The following is a 14,917-nucleotide window of genomic DNA, read 5'->3' as shown; positions in this document are numbered from 1 at the left end:
TATCGACGTCCGCCTATGCAGTTGCAATGCTATGGTGAAAAGCTCGGTTGATGACTGTGCCTAATTTATGATATTCATCAGAACGCGAGCTTGAACTACGATAGATAAGACCTACTTGGCGAGCCGCAGAAACCTCATCACTGAAATATGCGGTTGCCACATCGACCCGCGAACATTCGACGGCAATTGCTGATTCGGGTACCAAAGTTCCGCCTAATTCAGAACTGATCAATTGCATCACTGTAGTTAATGATGAGGCACGGGTGTTACTGAAAGGTGAGTTGCTGGGGTTAATATCAACTTTTTTACATAAATTGACTGATTGTTCACGAAGACAGTGTCCGTCGTCAAGCAAAATAAGGTCAATATCTTTGAGATTGGTTAATTCTAAATCATTGCGTTCAGCAAGTGGGTGATTGCAAGGAACCACCATGACAAAGTTTTCTGAGTATAGCGATATTTCCTCAATGCCTGGTTGGTCAATGGGGAGAGCCAAAAGTGCGCAGTCTATTTGGCCATCTTTTAATAACTGCACCAGGTGTTGAGTTTGATCTTCAACGATGCGCAAATCCAGATCTGAGTAATCTTTATTTATTTCCGTTAAGAGCGGTGGGAGTATATAAGGTGCAATTGTGGGGATGATGCCTAATGTTAATGGTCCTGACAACATACCAGAGACGCCTTGTGCATGGGAAAGGAAAGAATCGGCAGAGTCTAGGACTGCTTTAGCGTAGGGGAGGAGTTCCTCACCTGCGGGAGTGATGATGACTCGTCGTGTTGATCTTTCAATAAGTTGTACTTCTAGACCTATTTCTAAAGCAGATAAGGCTTGCGAAAGGGAGGGCTGGGAGATGTGAAGTTTTTGAGCGGCAACTCCAAAGTGTTTGTTTTCTGCGATGGTGACAAAAGTGCGTAACTGAGCAAGCGTAGGGCGATATTCTTTATTGTTCATGCCTATTAACTATAGGCTTTTTTAGAAGAAAATCATATTGACGGGCAGGGGAAATATAGGTATAGTTAATTAAGCAAGGTTGTTTTCTAGGAAAATCCAATCAAAAGGTTGGTTTTTGTATTAGATTGCAGTTTTGCGGATTGATATAAAACTGCATATTTCATTTCTTTGTGAAAATTCCTGCTTTCGCCTTACATTGCCGTTATAATGGTGATGCAGGTCATTGAGTGAAATATGTGTGATAAAGAGAATGCTTGTACGCCGTGTCACGCACTATGCCTGTGTGAATCAGATGGAGGAAAAATGACTATCAAGACTGTTGGGGAAAAATTCCCAGAATTTAAGCTTACTGCTCTTAAAGGCGGAGACTTGCACAATGTTAATGCGTCTCAGCCGGAAGACTACTTTGAGACAGTTTCTCTTGACTCCTATGAGGGCAAGTGGAAAGTAGTGTTCTTCTACCCTAAAGACTTCACTTTTGTCTGCCCAACCGAGATTGCCGCATTCGGTAAGCTTGATGAAGAATTCCAAGATCGCGATACTCAGATTCTTGGTGGTTCTACCGATAACGAGTTCTCTCACTTCAACTGGCGTGCAACACACCCAGAGCTTAAAGAAGTTCCTTTCCCAATGTTCTCTGACATCAAGCACGAGCTTATTCGTGAACTCGGTGTGGAAAATGCTGAAGGCGTTGCAGACCGTGCAACCTTCATCATTGATCCAGATGGAATCATCCAATTCGTATCTGTAACACCAGATGCTGTTGGTCGAAACGTGGATGAAGTTTTGCGTGTACTTGACGCATTGCAGTCTGAAGAAGTTTGTGCTTGTAACTGGCAAAAGAATGACCCAACCAAGAACATTGATAAATTCGCTGAGCTTCAAGAAGGGCTTAAGTAATCATGTCCATTGACAATCTCAAGTCTGCTCTACCAGAGTATGCAAAAGACCAAAAACTTAACCTTGGCTCTCTCGTACGTTCCACTGAACTTAGCGAACAACAGCTATGGGGAACATTATTGGCGAGTGCAGCAGCAACACGCAATGAGGCTGTATTTTCAGAAATCATTGATGAAGCAAAGGAACACTTGAGTGCAGAAGCCGTAGAAGCTGCACTTGGTGCTGCAACAGTTATGGCTATGAATAACGTTGCATACCGTGCAAAAAACTGGCTAGGCGATGATTACGCACAGGTGAAGTTCGGTTTGCGCATGAACATCATCTCAAAACCAGGTGTGGAAAAAGTTGACTTCGAGCTGTGGTCACTCGCTGCATCAGCAATCAATGGTTGCGAGCATTGCGCTGTTGCTCACGCAAACACAGTTCGTGAAGAAGGACTTACCAAAGAGCAGGTATGGGAAGCCGTTAAAATTGCTTCTGTAGTTCAAGCTGTTGCTCAAGCAACTCAAATTGAAGCTGCACGCTGAGTGTATGGTCAGTGAGCGCTGAGTACCAATTATTATTTGTTGAAGCGCGCTATGAGATTAGTTCCTGTAGCGCGCTTTGCTTGAAAGACTAATTTTTATTTTGATAGTCATTTTTGGAAAGTTTATCTTTTTATGGAGAAGAAAGCATTAAATCCAGGTCATGTGTGTGGTCGTTCTTATGTTTTACCTGATTCTTTAGAGTATATGGATGGTCCGACAAGTGGTGTGGTTAAGCTGCCTAATTATTTAGACTGGCATTCTAATAAAGGTTATGATCTTGATGCTGGAATCCCAAGAATTAAAACCTTATATCGTACTGTTTTAAGGGAAGCGCTTAAAGTCGAGGATCTCAAATACCTCAATCACACCTTACTGCGTCAAATATGGGGATCTATCAGAATCCCCCCTGTTTTACGTGAGCTATATGAAACGAAGTTTCCTGAACTACGGGACGTTAGACATTGTTCTTAATTTGATCTTGTATGAGTATCTGGTTGTTTGGCACATTTTTCTCCCATGCCTCGCGCAATTGATTCTGGATTAGTAAGAGGTTTACTATAAATTGAACAATTACTTGTATGTGCTGCCGGGGCGGCAGAAACATTACTAAAAATTGAATTCCTACATTTTTCTACAGAGGAAAGAATCTTATCTTCATAAACATCTAATAATTCAGAATCTGAATAGGTCTTAGCTTCTTTTACTGCTTGGATAGTAGCTTCTGGAAGTCGATCTAACACACCAACAACATGACTAAGCACCTTATCAGGATCTAACTGGGTAGATTCAGCTAGCTTTCTCCAATTATTCTCCCCTATTTTTTCTGTCATGCATCTTTCGCCTATTTTCATGGCTAACTTCGGGGAATAATAGGCTCTTCCAAATACAGGATCTCTGCTGCCCTTTGAGGGTTCGTAGGGCAAAAATGAACATATGTCATAAAGTGGAGCTAATTCAATTTCTCCATTTTTACGGTGTAAGATGGAAAAATTTTTAGCATGACCATCTGTATTGGCAACTGCCCATGAAAATGCTTGATATTCAATAAAAGAGAAAACATCTTTTTCACTTGCTCTATTTTTCAGCAGAAGAAGTATATTTTTTACGGATGTCCCGCCATCGGATTCATATTTTTTCTGCGAGGATATTCCAAACGCTTGACACATGTCTTCCTGATGTAATCGCCTAATAGCTTTTTCTTTTTCAATAAAATTCCGATCATAACGATTAGATACCAAACAGGTTTGACCATTAAAATCTCTAAAGTCAGTTTTAGTTGTGTTAAGCGACGAAAATAATGCAGTTTTATGGGTTAAATGCTCAATTAAATCACTATCTCTGAACATACCGCCAGTAGGTTTAAGTATGTGGGTAGAAGGAAACAAGCCACTAGAAGAGTAAAAATTTACTCCATTATCGAAACTTGTGAGTGCTATTTTTGGTTGTGCACCAGAAAGAGAAAAACGACCATTGAAACTATTTATATCGGCAAATTTCGCAACACTGCCAGCATGACTGGATATAAGAGAAAGTCTAGCGGCTATGTCACCTTGGGCTAGATATTCTAATTCACCTCGTCTAGCATCTAACGTTTTACCCTCTGGCAAGATTACTAAAGCTCCTGGTGCATCATGTCCCATGTGTTCAAGTAACGCAAAAGGGTTTTTAGGAGATATTTTTCTTCTTTGGGAAAAACGTGCAGCCCATTCTTCACGTATTTTTTCATCATCTGGCAACAAATTATCAAAAAAATTACGAATAGCCATACGTTTCAATTTAGAACCATCATTAGGTAATGATACAGATAGAACAGGGGAAGTATCTGAAACATAATGTAATTCAACTAAACCGCTATTGGTAAAAGTTAATTGTGCTACCAAATCGTCATAGAGGTAAACATCCAGATTTTTCATAATTTGCTCACCCAAAAAAATAACGACCAACTTTTACATCTAATGCTTGAAAAGCATATATGATACGCGGATCACCTATCTTCACATGACCATTTTCTGCTTTTTCTACCCATTCAATTTCTGTATCTTGACTTATTTTTGCGGCTAATTGTTCTCTAGTTAGTTGTCTATACTCCCGCATTTCTTTAAGCCAACGCCCTTGCTGAAATATATTTAAGAAGTTCAATTGCCGCCCTTCCATCTTTAGTCGAGCGATATTAACAAGTTCAGATAATTCTTCTTCGGAAATGTTCAGCATGATAGCCACTTCACCCAGTTTCAGACCTTCATCGATCATTAAGCGATATGCCATAATACTTCGTGCGGTAAAGAAAAGCTCTGCATTGGGTTCTTTATTTTTAATGTAATCAGTTACCCTCTTAAATTCAGTAACTATAGCTTTCACATTATCCATAACCACTGCCTTCAATTATTGTTATTGAGAACAACAAATTCCACATTATGAGCGCATTAAAACTGTTTTTAATACTATCTGTCTCTCTACGTTCAATAGAAAAACTAGTCATTAAGACTAATAAATACTGCAAAAGAGATATGTTGAGAAATAAAAAGTAGATAAATATGTTAGGTGGAGCTAGATTGCACAAAGTGTATTGACTATATAAAACCCTTTATAAAGATATTCTCGATATGAAGTCACAAGGTAAGCATCGAAAAGGATAGAAGAAAATCCTACCCATTCCTAGATGCCACTATTATCTAGGCAGTGGGTAGGCACCCCTCATCATACAATATCTTGGAGGACGTGATGAAATATATAATAGTTGTCACCACTATATTGTGTCTTCTTGGCATCATAATCACAGACCTTAATGGTTGGTGGGCTACGCTTTTGCTCATTCCTTTAGCGTTTTTGGCTGGATACAACACCAGGAAGGCTATAACGGATCGTGCTTGCAGTTACTAACCTAGAATTAGGGGAAGTGTTCTATACGGCTGAGTAATGCGCGCACTATTTAGGTATCAACCGTTCCGCATGGGCGACATATGTGTCCAGAAATCAGGCACCTCAGCCTAGTAAGCATTTTTCATGTATGTCCCTGTGGGTATTAAAAGATGTGCAAGAATGGGGTGGGAAAAGATTAAGAACTAAGCTCCGTGCAGCTAAGCTGTATGGTTTATTCTTCTACTTGAATGGCTTTAAGGTGCGTTAAATATATAAGTCCCTTATTAATACACAAACTCAATACTGCTCAGTCGTATTTCCTCAGCTGCGTCGCTCGCCGGAAGATCCACCACGCCAACAAGTCGGTAAGCGTTATCATTGTCTGGATCTTTCAGTATCTGTGTCACTTCCCAAGAAGATTCATCTTTTTTGATGGAAAAATACTCTCGTCCTCTAGCTTGGGCACTTGTATCAATATCGTCATACTCATCAAAATAGGCATCAAGACCTGCGACCCAGTCAGGTTGTTGCTCAAGGTAGTCTAATTTTTCCGCGAGTTGTGATTCTTTTTCATAAGCGAGCAGCACCACAAGTTGAAAGAAAAAGTTACGCACTGCAATCTCAAAGGCGCGCTTATTCGCAGTAAATGCATCAGGATTATCGACGCCAAAAGCAACCTCTTTTTCCAACATATCGCGGGAAATTGGCTGCTCTGGATCAGTGAGCTCTAACCACTCATTAACCAGGGAAGAATCAATGTGTTTGATACTTTCCCCAAGCCATTCAATGATATTTTCTAACTCTTCAGTCTTGTATTCCTGTGGCAGCGTATGCTCGAGCGTGCGCCAGGCATCAATGAGATAGCGCAGAACTACACCTTCAGCGCGTGCAAGACCATAAGCGGAAATAAGATCAGAAAAGGTCCAGCCTTTTTCTAACATTTCGCGGACGACGGATTTCGGGTGGATATCAAACTCTTTTGCCCAAGGATGTCCCTGGGTATAGCTGTGATAGGCATTGCTGAGCAAATCACCGAGAGGTTGTGGCCAAGTAATCTCGTCGATAGCTTTCATTTTTTCGCTATAGCTTGCGCCATCGGCATTAAGCGCAGCGAGCTCTGCACTTTTTGCTTCCTTTTGTTGCGCAATAAGCACTATGCGTGGGTCTTCTAGAATTGCCTCGAATACACTGATCACATCAAGTTCATAAGAAGGAGATTGTTTATCAAGTAATTCCAAAGCTGCCAAGGCGAAAGGCGATAACGGCTGGTTGAGCGCAAAATCATATTGCAACTCCTGTGTAAGCTGATAACGACCATTACCTGCAACTACAATTCCTGCATTGACTAAGCCACGCACTAATTCAATAGCAGTCAAAATATCTTGATTTTGCTGTCGACGACTATTGTGGTTTGTTCTTAGCAAATGCTGCATATGAGCATAGGTATCTCCGCCACGCGCAATAACATTAAGCAGCATGGAGTTACTTACCTTGAATTGACTTTGCAAGGGTTCTGCCGGGGCGTCGATAAGTCGCTTATAAGTATTTTCTGTCCAACCGACTTCACCCTCTCGGGTAGATTTTTTACGAATCTTCTTAATTTTTTTCGGATCGCTACCTGCTCGTTGCCTAGCACGCCAATTTTCTATTTCATGTTCAGTCGCCTGGATAACGACATAACCTGTGCTATCGAATCCAGCTCGCCCAGCGCGCCCGGCAATTTGATGAAACTCACGAGAGCTAATGATGCGTTGCTTATTTCCGTCGAATTTTGCCAAACTACATAGCAACACAGTGCGAATAGGGACATTGATTCCCACTCCAAGAGTATCTGTCCCGCAAATAACTTTTAACAAACCAGTTTGTGACAATTTTTCTACTAATCGACGGTACTTCGGTAACATACCTGCGTGATGAACACCAATACCACGGCGTAATAATTTCGATAGCGTATGACCAAAGGTAGTGCTGAACCGAAAATTTCCGATATGCTGCGCAATGCGTTCTTTAGTCTCTTGGTCAATAATCGTTATACTGCTGAGAGCTTGAGCACGTTCAATTGCTTCACGCTGGGTAAAGTGAACAACATAGATGGGTGCTTTATCGTTTTTTAGTAGTGTTTCGATAGTTTCATGCACAGGCGTATAAACAAAGTCAAACTCTAATGGCACCGGGCGTTGTGAATGTGCGCCGACCAGGGTTGTTTTTCGATTGGTTCTTTTGCTTAGATCAGCACTCAGCTGTGTTGTGTCTCCAAGAGTAGCTGACATGAGTAAGAATTGTGCATGGGGTAATTCTAATAGGGGAACTTGCCATGACCAACCACGTTGAGGATCAGAATAATAATGGAACTCGTCCATAATTACTTGATCTATATGTGCGTTTGCTCCTTCACGCAGCGCCATATTTGCGACGATTTCTGCAGTGGCACAAATAATTGGCGCCTGGGAATTAACTGATGCATCGCCAGTCATCATGCCGACAGATTCTGGACCAAAAATTTCACATAGCGCGAAGAACTTTTCGCTTACCAGGGCTTTAATTGGCGCAGTATAAAAACTGCGCTGGCCACGTGCTAGGGCTATGAAATGTGCGGCAATAGCTACCATAGATTTTCCCGAGCCAGTAGGCGTGGCGAGAATAACATTATCACCAGTCAATATACTCAGCGCAGCTTCTTCTTGAGCAGGGTAGAGCTGTATATTCCGAGTACGCACCCAACCTAAGAATGAGTCAAAGATAGATTCATCAACGAAAGATTCTGGTACTTCTGCAAGATCGGGCAGCATACTGGAAAGATTCATATTTTCTTACAATAGTCGCAATCCGTGATAGACGAAACCATATCCTCTCAATGGTATAGCCCTGAGGAACACTGAGAACTCAGGGTTTATTGCTTGTGTGCTAAAACCACCACAGATATTATGCCTGAGAAAATACGTGCAATGATGGTGACAAGAGTTATTCTTCTCTTTCAGTATTTTCCTGTGCATCATTGGTTGGAGGCAGATCCACGTCAATTGAGGTTTCTGCATCCACAATAGGCGCATCAATGATGTACTCTTGGCTGTTCTGGTGATTATCACGCGCATCGGTAGTGTCGAAATCTTCGAGAGCGGCTAGGAATTGCTCAAATTCAGCTCCCAAAGTTTCTCCACTAGGTACTTCAGACTCTAAAGCAGATTCACCAGGCATGAGTGCGTGGGGATGGCGTTGCCGATAGCGTTCTAATTCCTCATCGTATTGTTGCTCAAGCATATGTACTACTTGTTGGATCTCGGAAGAACTAGATACTTGTTCTTCAATCGATAGCGCAACTTGTTCAGCATCAATAACTAAGGAGTTAAGCGGAAAATCTAGATCAGTAGCTGTAGATACTGCTTGCAATAGCCCTAATGTAGCTTGTGGGTAGGACGATGACGCTAGATAATGTGGTACATGAGCTGTATAGCCAGCGACATTACGTCCTTGTTTGTTTAATAAGCGCTCGAGCATGAGCGATGCTGAGCCAGGGACTGTATAAGAGGCATCAAGAGAGAATTGTTTTTCTAACAGTTTGGGTGAATTCCCATGAGCGCTTACTACTAAGGGACGAGTATGGGGAACTGTCATCGGAGCAGCATACAAACAAATGGTCTGGCTTACCTGGAATTTTTCTACTAAAGATGCAACCGCTGCGGTAAATGCTTCCCAACGAATATCAGGTTCTGGGCCGCTTAGCAATAAAAACGAGCGACCAGAAGTATCTTTTACTGCGTTAATACTTAAATGTAGTTCTGCGATTCCTTCAACTGAGTTATTATCAATAACCACGCCTGGACGCCGTGCTCTGTAGTCAATCAGCTCATCATTATTAAAACTTGCTAAAAGACGATGGTCTAGTGCAGAAAGCAAAAAGGATGCACTTTCATTGATGGCTTGACCTGCATCAGCATAACCTTCAAGTGCCACGATAAGAGTAGGACCTTCTTCACCAGATCGAGATACCTCAGGAGCTGGAAATTGAAGTTCATACATACTGGAATCATAATTATGCATGGTTTCCTCCTCTATCTATCTCTATGCACGTTCTATTCATATATTTATCAATACTATCGTTTTTGACAACAAAAAGGCTGATATTAGCACCTATCTGTATGCATGGATTTTGCATCACTTGTCGAGGTATCTACTACAACGCACACTATCGGAAATATGTTCCCTTCATTATGGATTTTCTAAGTAGCATTGCAGAAAACAAGAAAAATAAAGAGCGTAATTGTGCATAACTTACGAGACTGACTATTTATCCACAGAAAAATAGTAGCTATCGACGAAACACTATGCAGGTGGCAATAAAATTGGCATTGTCTTTTGTGTGAATACACAACGAAACGATGACATAACGATGAAGCAGCTTCTTGCTGATATTCCAGGGCACTTTGGCTACTACCCGGAAGAATCAGTAGTTTTTTTAAGTTTTCGCCATGTAAAAAATAATGCAACGGTTACACATACAGATAGTGAGAATACGTGGAGCATATGTAGCGATAATATAGAGCCTGGTCCAATCATTCGCCTTAGTCTTGCAGATTTGGATTATGCTCATGATGTTGGAGTAGCAGTACGTTCCATAGGAGCCAACATTGTTCTGGCAGTAATTATTACTCGAGAAAACGTCGATAAGCTGGATGAATTACACGCAAAACTTATGCATATTGCTAATGATGCTGTGTCGGAAATAGTTGGTTGTTGGTGGGTACCAGAAATTAAAACAGAAGCAGAGTACCAATTGCTCTTTGCAGATGAAAATTTCTTTCCTGATATGGAAAAGAATTCACAGTGGTATCAAGGAAAAGTTGCTTTTATTTCTTGTTCTCCTGTAATGCAAGCCATAATGAGAAAAGGTGAATTGCCTGATCTCACTCGGGAGGAAGCAATGGATTATTTTTCTCATCGGTATTCTGCCTTTTCAGCAGATAAAAGAGAACAACTCAATAAAATTGCAGTCAGCAATGGCATGAATTTACAAATTCAGATGTTTTCAGAGAATATTTCCGTTTCAGAGCTATTAACAGAATTTGAGAAAGAGCTATTGTGTACTGACGATAGGACAGCCTATAACAGTGAATTACTTGTGTTCTTTGCTGCACATTTTGCTACAAGTTTTGTTCGCGACAGAATTATTTTGGCGCTGCTTAACCAGCCTCAAGCAGCGAAAATTATTTTGCTAGCAGTTGCTAGATCCTTTTCTGGTGAGATCCGGGCTAATGCTTTGACACTTTTTGCCATTTTAGTGTTTATATATGGTCCGCATTTTAGGGGAGTGATTGCGTTACAACAGGCACAACTAGCTGTCCCAGGGCATATTTTGAGCAAACTTATTCTCAAAGGCTATCAGCGGGGAATGACCAAAGAGCTTCTTGGTGCCATCTGCCGGGGTGCTCGTGAGAGCATAGAAGATACATGGCCTGTGAGAGATTGACGGCAATAATTCTTCTACCACTGTACTAAGAGACTGAGAGGCCAGGCGCCCTAGAGTAAATTATGCTGGCGTAGGCAACAACACATACGCCAGCATAAAAGCACCTTAACGATCTGTATGTGAACGGGCATATTCAGAGGTGAAAGCCCAGGCATCCTGAACAATGGTGTGCAAATCGGTACGTGTTGGTTGCCAGTTAAGTTCAGTTATTGCCTTATCTGAAGAAGCGATCAAAACAGCGGGATCACCAGCTCTACGTGGTGCTTCTTGTGCAGGAATGGGGTGTCCAGTTACTTGCCTGCACATATCAATAACTTCTTTGACAGAAAAACCAGTGCCAGAGCCTAGGTTAAATATTCTGTGTTCAGCGGGAACATTGGAGTCAAGTGCAAGGCAGTGTGCTTCAGCAAGATCACGGATATGAATATAATCGCGGATACAGGTTCCATCCGGGGTAGGCCAATCTGTGCCATAGATGGAAATATGATCACGCTGACCAAGTGCTACCTGAAGGACAAGCGGAATAAGATGAGTCTCAATTTCACGGATTTCACCAAGATCGCCATATGCACCTGCGACGTTGAAATAGCGCAGGCTGGTAGCAGCGATACCATATGCTTTGCAATAAGAAGAAATGGCATAATCGATGGCGAGTTTTGTTGCGCCGTAAGGATTAGTGGGCTGAGTGGGGTTTAATTCCGTGATTGGTGTGTTCTCCGGTTCCCCATATGTAGCGGCGGTAGAGGAAAAAACCAGGTTGGTGACATTATTGTCTTTCATGGCGTTGAGGAGAGTTAAAGTGGTAATAACATTATCCCGCCAGTATTCATCTGGTTTTTCAACAGATTCTCCTACCAGAGAACGTGCTGCAAAGTGCACAACACCATCGAAGTCGCCACTGGAAAGCACCTGTGAAGCAACATCGTCGACATTGCCTTCAATGAAAGTTGCTTCTGCTGGGATGGCCCAACTGTTTCCTGTGGAAAGATTATCGACAATAACGACCTCATGCCCTTTTTCTAGAAGAACCTTTGCACACACACTGCCGACGTAACCAGCTCCGCCAGTGACCAATAATTTCATCGTATTCTAATCCTTAATGCTTTATATTTCTATGGAATGCAACCAAAAGTGTTTAGATTTCTTCGATATGAACTGCGTGGGCTAGGTCGTCGATAAGCTCGATTGTTTTTCCGTTAGCAGATAGGAAAATGTGACCTGACTTGTTCTCGAATTGCACTTCACTGCCGATTGTAATTCCGGCATTAAGCAGAGCTCGGAATTGATCAGAATCATCTTGAAGAATCTCATTAATCTGCACAATACGCACAGTGCGAGGTTCTCCAACTGGTGCATCAATAGTGCGTACTCCTGTACTTGTGTTAGAGACTCCTTCGACACCTAAATCTTGAAGTCCTGGAATAGGGTTACCAAAAGGGGAGCGTTCAACGTCATCAAGTACATCCACAAGACGTCGCTCTACTTCGTCACTCATGACGTGCTCCCAGCGACATGCCTCGCTATGTACTTTTTGGATATCAAGCCCAATAACATCGGTGAGTAAGCGTTCTGCAAGACGATGTTTACGCATTACAGCAGTGGCAAGGGCACGCCCTTTATCTGTCATTTCTAAACTACGATCTGCGCTAACATGTACAAGTCCATCTCGTTCCATGCGAGCTACTGTTTGGCTTACCGTGGGACCTGATTGTTCTAGTCGTTCAGCAATACGCGCTCGGAGTGGAGTAATGCCTTCTTCTTCTAGTTCATAAATCGTGCGGAGATACATTTCTGTGGTATCGACTAGATCTTTCACGGTTATACCTCAATTCCTTAAAACACTATGCGCTAATTATTTAATAATTATATAAAGATTAATGTACTTGGCATATGTATCATCAGATAATGTTAAATACTAACGAAAAATCTGCTAGCTTTCTTATCACCTTGATACAACGATCATACACAAGACAAAACTATAAGCAGGGGTAAAGATTAAAAAAGATGACAACCATATAGCATATGGTTGTCATCTTTAGCCAAGGGGCTATTACAGCGCATATTCTCGCAGACGATCAGCGTGTGCGCCTCCGCGAAGTTTTGACATTACTTCCCGTTCTATTTGCCGGACACGCTCGCGAGACAGACCAAACTCACGACCAATTTGATCCAAAGTGCGCGGGACACCGTCGTCTAGACCATAACGCATACGAATGACATCTTGTTCACGTTGTTCGAGAGTACCTAAGACCTCACGAATATCAGAGTGGCGCAATGAAGCAACTACCGCAGCTTCAGCATCAGCTGCTTCTGAATCTTCAATAAAGTCACCTAAAGGTGCCTCTTCATCTGCCCCCACAGGCATATCCAAACTTACTGGGTCACGCGACTGCCGCAAGAGCATCTCAATCTTGGACTCATCAATTCCTGATTCTTCGGCAAGTTCCTCATTTGTTGCCTCACGTCCTAGATGCTGATACATTTCGCGCTTGATACGTGAAAGTTTATTGACTTGTTCTACTAAATGCACTGGTAAACGAATTGTGCGAGATTGATCGGCCATGCCGCGTGTAATGGCTTGGCGAATCCACCATGTAGCATAAGTAGAGAACTTAAATCCCTTGGTATAGTCGAATTTTTCCATAGCGCGGATAAGACCCAAGTTTCCTTCTTGAATGAGATCCAATAATGGCATCCCACGTCCGGTATAGCGCTTAGCAAGGGAAACGACAAGGCGTAAATTTGCCTCCAAAAGATGCGATCGAGCTTTGCGTCCTTCCTTGACAAGGACTTTAAGATCACGTTTCTTTGCACGAGTAAGCTGATCAGCAGAGTTTTCTAGAAGGTACTCAGCATAAAGACCTGTTTCGATAGTTTGCGCTAGATGAACCTCATCTTCGGCAGTAAGCAAAGCGGTCTTACCGATACCATTGAGATACACACGAACAAGATCTGCTGAGGGATTATCATTCGTATGCCCTCGACGGCTACCCTGATCGACTTCTTCAGTTTCATAATCCTGTATGGAAGGGCTAGTCACCTTGCTACCTCCTGAAATCGGTGTTCTATATGAAGTAACGGGTTAGGTCATGCTTTTGTTCCCACCCCATTCAGAATATTTTTCAGTATCGAAACCCCATTACCGATCATTACCGATCAGAAGAAGCAACCCGTAGAGGTACAAAGCTCACATTAGGTTTCCACCAACACAGTAAAAGGACCGTCGTTAGTGGAAGAAACTTTCATATGCGCACCGAATTGTCCTTGCTCTACATATATGCCACGCTCGCGCAATAAAAGAGCTACTTCTTCTATGAGCGGGTGAGCAAGTTCAGAAGGAGCAGCCTCAGACCAAGAAGGCCGTCGTCCTTTTGCTGTTTGCCCTAACAAAGTAAATTGACTTACTAATAAAACTGGGGCGTGAGCCTGTTCAACATTCTTTTCGCCTGCCAAAATACGTAGTTCAGCAATTTTTCTTGCCATCAATGCTGCATCAGTGCTGTCATCACTACGCGCAACTCCCACCAGGGCTAAAATACCGCCACTATCTGAGCACTTTATTTCAGCAATTTTTTCCCAACATTCTGTGCCGTCGTTATTATTTTCTCGCTTTACTCGTACATCCGCGTAGCTCACTCGAGTTAATACTGCTTTCATAATTTATTCCTCGTCTGATGCATTGTCATCAGGTGTATTAGTAGAATGTTCTCTATCATTTTTCGATTGCGTGTGGTGCTCCTCAAGCGCTGCTTGCCGTGCACTAATTTCTTGTTGAGCTCTCATCAACGCAGGCTTATATACTTGTTGTTCCCGCTTATCTCGACGCTGCCCAGTTTCATTAGCAATGACAACAGCTATCCACGGTAACGGAATGGACACCAAGAACAGAATCGTCGAAAGCGCGATATTGTGCATGAAAAAATACGTCAGAGCTGCCAATAGCAGAAAAGGGATTCGCAACCCTTGCAACCAGGTATAAGTCTTTTTGCGACGCTTTCTATTTTGCTCCGGACTTTGTTTGGCATCAGTAATGAGCACAGCTGTGCGTCTGCGCATCGGCCGAGATACAAAATCCAGTATCTGTCCTATACGTGGGCGACGCGAAGGGAAATCATCATCAGATGATTGCTCATGCTCGACAATTGTCCCACGAAAGTTACTCATATTAGCCAAGCGTAGCCCTATTATGTGCTTTCGGCATAGAAGTGGGGCATT

At 42.3% G+C, this 14,917-nt stretch carries 14 protein-coding genes; 4 read left to right on the top strand and 10 right to left on the bottom strand.

The genetic code is table 11. From position 1 onward, the window contains the following. Nucleotides 1-13: 13 nt before the first annotated feature. Entirely contained in the window at nucleotides 14-952 is a 939-nt protein-coding gene (locus tag FQV43_RS05945) for a hydrogen peroxide-inducible genes activator (RefSeq protein ID WP_146339443.1), read from the bottom strand. 303 nt (nucleotides 953-1,255) lie between these two features. On the opposite strand from FQV43_RS05945, the gene FQV43_RS05940 reads away from it, so the two are divergent. The 3 genes from FQV43_RS05940 (at nucleotide 1,256) to FQV43_RS05930 (ending at nucleotide 2,850) form a co-directional block, all read left to right on the top strand. After that, the gene (locus tag FQV43_RS05940; protein WP_144273024.1) at nucleotides 1,256-1,852 is read left to right on the top strand and encodes a peroxiredoxin; all 597 of its coding nucleotides are present in this window, start codon (nucleotides 1,256-1,258) and stop codon (nucleotides 1,850-1,852) included. A 2-nt stretch (nucleotides 1,853-1,854) separates the two neighbouring features. Then, nucleotides 1,855-2,379 carry a carboxymuconolactone decarboxylase family protein gene (locus FQV43_RS05935; protein ID WP_144273023.1) on the top strand — a complete coding sequence of 175 codons (525 nt, stop codon included), beginning with the start codon at nucleotides 1,855-1,857 and terminating at the stop codon, nucleotides 2,377-2,379. A gap of 132 nt (nucleotides 2,380-2,511) precedes the next feature. Then, a complete protein-coding gene (locus FQV43_RS05930; RefSeq protein WP_210415233.1) occupies nucleotides 2,512-2,850 on the top strand; it encodes a hypothetical protein in 339 nt (112 codons plus the stop codon). Here FQV43_RS05930 and FQV43_RS05925 read toward each other — a convergent pair. From FQV43_RS05925 to FQV43_RS05910, 4 genes are all read right to left on the bottom strand, one after another. Continuing rightward, nucleotides 2,847-4,292: a HipA domain-containing protein gene (locus FQV43_RS05925; RefSeq protein ID WP_146339440.1), complete on the bottom strand. Its 1,446-nt coding sequence runs from the start codon at nucleotides 4,290-4,292 to the stop codon at nucleotides 2,847-2,849. The genes FQV43_RS05930 and FQV43_RS05925 overlap by 4 nt on opposite strands. A 7-nt stretch (nucleotides 4,293-4,299) precedes the next feature. Further along, a complete protein-coding gene (locus FQV43_RS05920; RefSeq protein WP_146339438.1) occupies nucleotides 4,300-4,746 on the bottom strand; it encodes a helix-turn-helix transcriptional regulator in 447 nt (148 codons plus the stop codon). A gap of 776 nt (nucleotides 4,747-5,522) precedes the next feature. Further along, nucleotides 5,523-8,042, bottom strand: coding sequence for an RNA helicase (locus FQV43_RS05915; protein ID WP_144273022.1), 2,520 nt, complete (start codon nucleotides 8,040-8,042; stop codon nucleotides 5,523-5,525). Between the two features lie 157 nt (nucleotides 8,043-8,199). Further along, nucleotides 8,200-9,276 (bottom strand): PAC2 family protein, encoded by a 1,077-nt coding sequence (locus FQV43_RS05910; protein ID WP_144273021.1) that lies wholly within the window; start codon nucleotides 9,274-9,276, stop codon nucleotides 8,200-8,202. Nucleotides 9,277-9,595: 319 nt separating this feature from the next. Here FQV43_RS05910 and FQV43_RS05905 point away from each other — a divergent pair, with 319 nt between their 5' ends. Continuing rightward, nucleotides 9,596-10,702 carry a DUF4192 domain-containing protein gene (locus FQV43_RS05905; protein ID WP_144273020.1) on the top strand — a complete coding sequence of 369 codons (1,107 nt, stop codon included), beginning with the start codon at nucleotides 9,596-9,598 and terminating at the stop codon, nucleotides 10,700-10,702. Between the two features lie 105 nt (nucleotides 10,703-10,807). Here the strand turns inward: FQV43_RS05905 and galE are convergent, their stop codons facing one another. The 5 genes from galE to FQV43_RS05880 form a co-directional block, all read right to left on the bottom strand. After that, nucleotides 10,808-11,785 carry a UDP-glucose 4-epimerase GalE gene (gene galE / locus FQV43_RS05900; RefSeq protein ID WP_146339436.1) on the bottom strand — a complete coding sequence of 326 codons (978 nt, stop codon included), beginning with the start codon at nucleotides 11,783-11,785 and terminating at the stop codon, nucleotides 10,808-10,810. A 52-nt stretch (nucleotides 11,786-11,837) separates the two neighbouring features. After that, complete coding sequence (locus FQV43_RS05895; protein ID WP_144273018.1) at nucleotides 11,838-12,518, bottom strand: iron dependent repressor, metal binding and dimerization domain protein; 681 nt, start codon at nucleotides 12,516-12,518, stop codon at nucleotides 11,838-11,840. A gap of 234 nt (nucleotides 12,519-12,752) precedes the next feature. Continuing rightward, complete coding sequence (locus FQV43_RS05890; protein ID WP_146339434.1) at nucleotides 12,753-13,742, bottom strand: sigma-70 family RNA polymerase sigma factor; 990 nt, start codon at nucleotides 13,740-13,742, stop codon at nucleotides 12,753-12,755. Between the two features lie 152 nt (nucleotides 13,743-13,894). Beyond that, entirely contained in the window at nucleotides 13,895-14,359 is a 465-nt protein-coding gene (gene dtd / locus FQV43_RS05885; protein ID WP_144273016.1) for a D-aminoacyl-tRNA deacylase, read from the bottom strand. Nucleotides 14,360-14,362: 3 nt separating this feature from the next. Then, nucleotides 14,363-14,866: a DUF3099 domain-containing protein gene (locus FQV43_RS05880; protein WP_210415232.1), complete on the bottom strand. Its 504-nt coding sequence runs from the start codon at nucleotides 14,864-14,866 to the stop codon at nucleotides 14,363-14,365. Nucleotides 14,867-14,917 lie beyond the last annotated feature (51 nt).

It is taken from the genome of Corynebacterium sp. sy039 (assembly GCF_007904105.1).
In the GTDB taxonomy this organism is placed as follows: domain Bacteria; phylum Actinomycetota; class Actinomycetes; order Mycobacteriales; family Mycobacteriaceae; genus Corynebacterium.
This window is presented reverse-complemented; position numbering and strand designations above follow the sequence as displayed.